We start from the raw sequence: 4317 nt of genomic DNA on the forward strand, positions 1-4317 counted from the left end.
TTTTTTCCCGCCGCGCCGGGTTTTTCGGGTTGTAGATAACCAAATCCAAGTTGCAGTAGGCGCTGGGGTTAAAACTGTTCTTCTCTTTGGCCTCGGTCAGTTTTTCATTAAACCAGTTCAGTGCTGAGACCTCGACACTGATCTCATTTTCGCCGTTTTCCATAAGTAGTACGGTACCAGAGCTGCCGGTACCAAACCCTCTACCCGCCACTGCACTATCGCGGTTATCCTGTCCAACTACACCATTGGTTTTAATATTGCAAAACAAATATTTGATATCAAAGGCACTACGATAAATCACTTTGGTTTCTTCGGCATTAGCAACAGACATAAGCACTCCAGTAAGCAGTAGGGCAATAATTTTCTTCATCTTGTTTTCCTTTAGGAGACATAACATAAACTGGGCATTTAATCACCATACCACCCCTCAGGATTATATTTCGGGTGATAAGGATAAGCAGGCGCATCGTATAACGGCATCACCAGCGGTTCAGTTTTTACTGCTGGCAACGGACGTGCCTTACCCATCAAGCTAATACGGAAGGCCGAGTGCTCTTTTTCCAGTTTATCAGCGATAATAAATTCTTTTTTTTCATCAAAATTTTTGCTAGCTAGCGGAATATTTCTGCTTTTCAGTCTGACAGTGAAATCAGCCTTAAACTGCAACAATGCCTTAATGCCATCATGCGTGCCCACTAGATCAATGCCGTCATCATGTTTATCCAGCTCAAAGCGCCCGGTGGTCTCTATTTTGGCTTCTGCATTAGCCGAGGCCGAGAGGGCAATATCGGCCACCATCACATTGGTTTCAATCGCCAAGCTCACGCCACCAATCACACTCAGTTCCAGTTTATTGCTCTCCTCATCAGGGTGAAATGCCCATTTTTCCTGTTGGTACAGTGCACCAATTTTCAGGTGGGCATTGGTGCTGATCTCTAAGTAACAATCCACTTCAGCAGAGAAGGGCGAGTTTTCTTCCTCACGCCTGGCTAATACTTCACGGATTTTGCTGATTGCCGCATCCGCTTTGTAGTAAGCGGCAATTAACTGAATAATATCCACTCTAAAGCTGACCTGATAGAGTGGTGAGGCATGAAAACCAATAAAATGACTCGCGCCTAACTGGGCATCATTATCTCGGTAACTGTAGCAGAGGCCCAGTTGCGTGGCTTCTATCTTCCAGGTGGTGGTGGGAAAGGCACGTACTGTGCTCGATTTTCCCGGGGTGGGCATCAGATATTTTTTCGTGTTACTGACCAGAGTATCCAGTTTATTTAGGGTATCGAGGGTGCCACGGTTCTCATGTTTACGCCAAACTTTACTCGCCAGCTCCTTTGAGTAGTCCTTACCATAGATATCAAGTTTAAAACTGACATCCAGTTGTATTTGCCGGGTGATGTAGAAAGCATCAGTATGCAGTGTCCAGCCATTACGTAATTTATTGCGATCTTTCGGTAACGTGGGATGTTGTTTATTTTTTTTGATTTGCTCATCGCGGCGTTCTTTGACTGAGCGCTCGCCTGCATCAAAGCTGTAACTGAGGCCGGTTTCAATATAAAACTCGACGCTGGGGTTGACCTCAATTTTGCCGCGCAGATCAGTGGAGTGGCAACCGGTGGTGGTGATCTGATATTGTTTTGCATCGCGAAACAGATCCAGCGGATTGGCAAAATCAGCAAACTGCTTCCAGGGCGTATCCGCCAGGAAGTGTTTTAACAGATCTTCGCCCTCCTCTTTAAAATAGACTGTCTCCTTATGCACCTGCCCGGCAGGCAGTTTTTTCTCCTGGATGCGGTTATCCACGCTGTGGTTTAGCTGTGCATCGGGGCAGTTCGGTTGGTGGCACTTGCTGGTGACTTCAATCTCCACCTCCACACCACTGCCGCTGTCATACACCTTCAAGGTCGGCAGCGGATCAATCGGGTAGAGTTTCTCAACCTTGCCCGATTTGAGGCGAATTTCACTGACACAGGGATCGGGAATATCACAATCACACAGTGGCGAGCCTGCTTTTAACGATAAATTACTCATGGTGTTTGTCCCTCTTCAATAACCGGCAGTTGACCTAACTGATTGCGTAATAATTTTTCCACCCGGTAATAGCCTGGCCCCGGTTGGCTGGCCAATAGCGCTGCCTGCCAGTCTGGCGGCAGCAGTAACTCCTCAGCCGGTGGGCGCTGGCACAGGGCATACAACAGCATATGCAGTGAACGCTGATCGGTAATACCTTCATCCTGGGCAAACCGATATAACGCATGTACCGCCGCTGTCATCGCATCGCGTGTGATTTCTGGCTCGGTGTGGTGCTGAGGCTGTTCTCCGTTGTCGGCATAGGGGGTATTGAGCGCTAATTGATAGCGTTTGTTTGCCAGTTCACTCAGGTAATGCTGGCGCCATGGCAGCCCCATCGCCACCAATTTGTTGAGGTATTGCTGTTCTTCGGCAAGCACCATCTGTTGATATTGCGCTTCGCTCAGGGCAAACATCTTTTTATGCAGTTTGACGTTCTCTGGGTAAGCCTGATGTAGGGCGGCAAAGTTTTCATGCCGATGTTCGCCCTGGTAATAGCTACTGGCCGATGTTATCGGTGCCAGAAACAGGTGTTTTTGCCAGGGTTCGATCACCTGCAAGAAATTCCAGAAGTTGCGTGGATCGTAGTAACGGAAAAACACCGGCTTTTCTTGGCCGGGAATAGTGATCTGCAAAAATTTACGCAGATGCTGGCGGAGCGTTTTCATGTCGGCGTAGGTGGTGATGAATAGGCCCCACGGCGAGTGGCGGTTAGCCAACTGCTGTTGCAGTGCGTCGTTGGCTAACACCAGATAAGGCGCCAGGGGGATCAGTTCCGGTTGTAACGGTTCGGCATACAGGCAACTGGCGAGCAGATCCTGCTGTTCGATCATCGTCAACAGATTTTCTTCTACAGCGCCATCAATGATGGCGTAGCAGGTCTCTTGGGGGGATGCCATGGTGTTAATGCCTCCTTATCCGGCTTTCGGGCAGTGTGCGACAAATGCCGAACCGGCTTTGGCGGCAGCAGCGAGGATCTCGGGGCGGCTAGGGGTTAATAATGCCCCCGGGCTGCCGCCTTTATTGACATTGACCACCGGCGCGTTGAGGTCGATGCTGCCGTTTTGCACGGTAATAAAGCTGCCGCCGACACGTAACGTCAGTTTGCTGCTGCTGTGCAGGGTTAAATCACCGTTGCTGTCGACGCTGAACACACCGTCGATTTTTTGCGCCAGATCGCCTTTCACTTGCAGGCTCTGGTTACCCTCGGTTAACGCCACCAGGTTGCCGCCGGTTTTGTGATCTTGGTTGCCTTCGACCGTCACTTTGCGATCGTTGGCGACCACCAGGGCATCGTCATGGCCGATGCTGGCGCTCCGGTCGTGATCGATACGTGCCTGCTGGTTATTTAACACCTCCAGATTCATATCCTTCTGCGCATGGATGTAAATCTCTTCCAAGCCTTTGGCATCCTCAAAGCGCAGTTCGTTGAAGCCTTCGCCTTTGTGGGTTTGGGTGCGTAGCGTGGTGCGGGTTTTTTCCGCTGGCAGGTTGAGCGGGGGATCATTCAGCGCGTTGTAGGTGCAGCCGGTGACGATCGGCCGGTCGATGTCGCCGTTGAGGTAGGAGATGATCACCTCTTGGCCAATACGCGGGATGGCGATAAAGCCGTAGCCGTTGCCGTTCCAGGCTTGTGCCACCCGCACCCAGCACGAGGCGCGGTCGTTCGGTTTGTCGTAACGGTTCCAGTGAAAATGGACTTTGATTTCGCCGTGTTCGTTGACGAAGATCTCTTCGCCCGGTGGGCCAACCACGGTGGCGACTTCGTCACCGTCGGCCAGCGGTTTATGGCAAAACGGTGCGCGCCAGGTGTCGAAGCCGTTCACCAGGTGCAGGTGGTTGTAGAAGGTGGTGCCGCTGTCGGCGGCATTGCCGTTGCGCGCCTCGGGCACTTGGCCGTGGTGGCGCACGCTGACCACTTGGTAGTAGTCGTTGCGTGCGTCGATCGGGTGACCGGTGAGGTCAAAGCGCCGTCCCGGCATCAGTTGGATGCTGTTGCTTTTCGCCGCGCCATGTTGGCTCTCAATCACCAGCCGATCGCGCCGGTAGCGGGTAAACAGTTCGCCGCTTTGATGATCCTGATAGCGGCCGGTGCTCTCAAACCATTCGCCATAGCCGAGTGGCGGTTCTGTTTCAGCGCGGTATTGCAGATCAAAATCTGGGTGGCCGTGCCAGCGATCTTTCTGCACCGTGGCGACCGGTTGCGCGATGCGTTCCCAGTGCAGTTCGGTGATCACATCGTCTTTG

The 4317-nt window shown here is 51.7% G+C and carries 3 protein-coding genes and 1 pseudogene; all 4 read right to left on the bottom strand.

The window, feature by feature from the left end; translation table 11 throughout:
- Positions 1 to 370: pseudogene (locus tag EOJ37_RS14705) on the bottom strand (hypothetical protein); the annotation flags it as partial.
- 38 nt (positions 371 to 408) lie between these two features.
- Complete coding sequence (locus EOJ37_RS13635) at positions 409 to 2031, bottom strand: hypothetical protein (protein WP_127960439.1); 1623 nt, start codon at positions 2029 to 2031, stop codon at positions 409 to 411.
- Positions 2028 to 2969 carry a DUF4123 domain-containing protein gene (locus EOJ37_RS13640; protein ID WP_127960440.1) on the bottom strand — a complete coding sequence of 314 codons (942 nt, stop codon included), beginning with the start codon at positions 2967 to 2969 and terminating at the stop codon, positions 2028 to 2030. Before EOJ37_RS13640 ends, EOJ37_RS13635 begins: the two co-directional genes overlap by 4 nt.
- A gap of 15 nt (positions 2970 to 2984) precedes the next feature.
- Positions 2985 to 4317: type VI secretion system tip protein TssI/VgrG (gene tssI / locus EOJ37_RS13645; protein WP_127960441.1), on the bottom strand; the 1333-nt coding region annotated here is incomplete at its 5' end.

This window comes from Serratia microhaemolytica, assembly GCF_004011885.1.
GTDB classification, from domain to species: domain Bacteria; phylum Pseudomonadota; class Gammaproteobacteria; order Enterobacterales; family Enterobacteriaceae; genus Serratia_G; species Serratia_G microhaemolytica.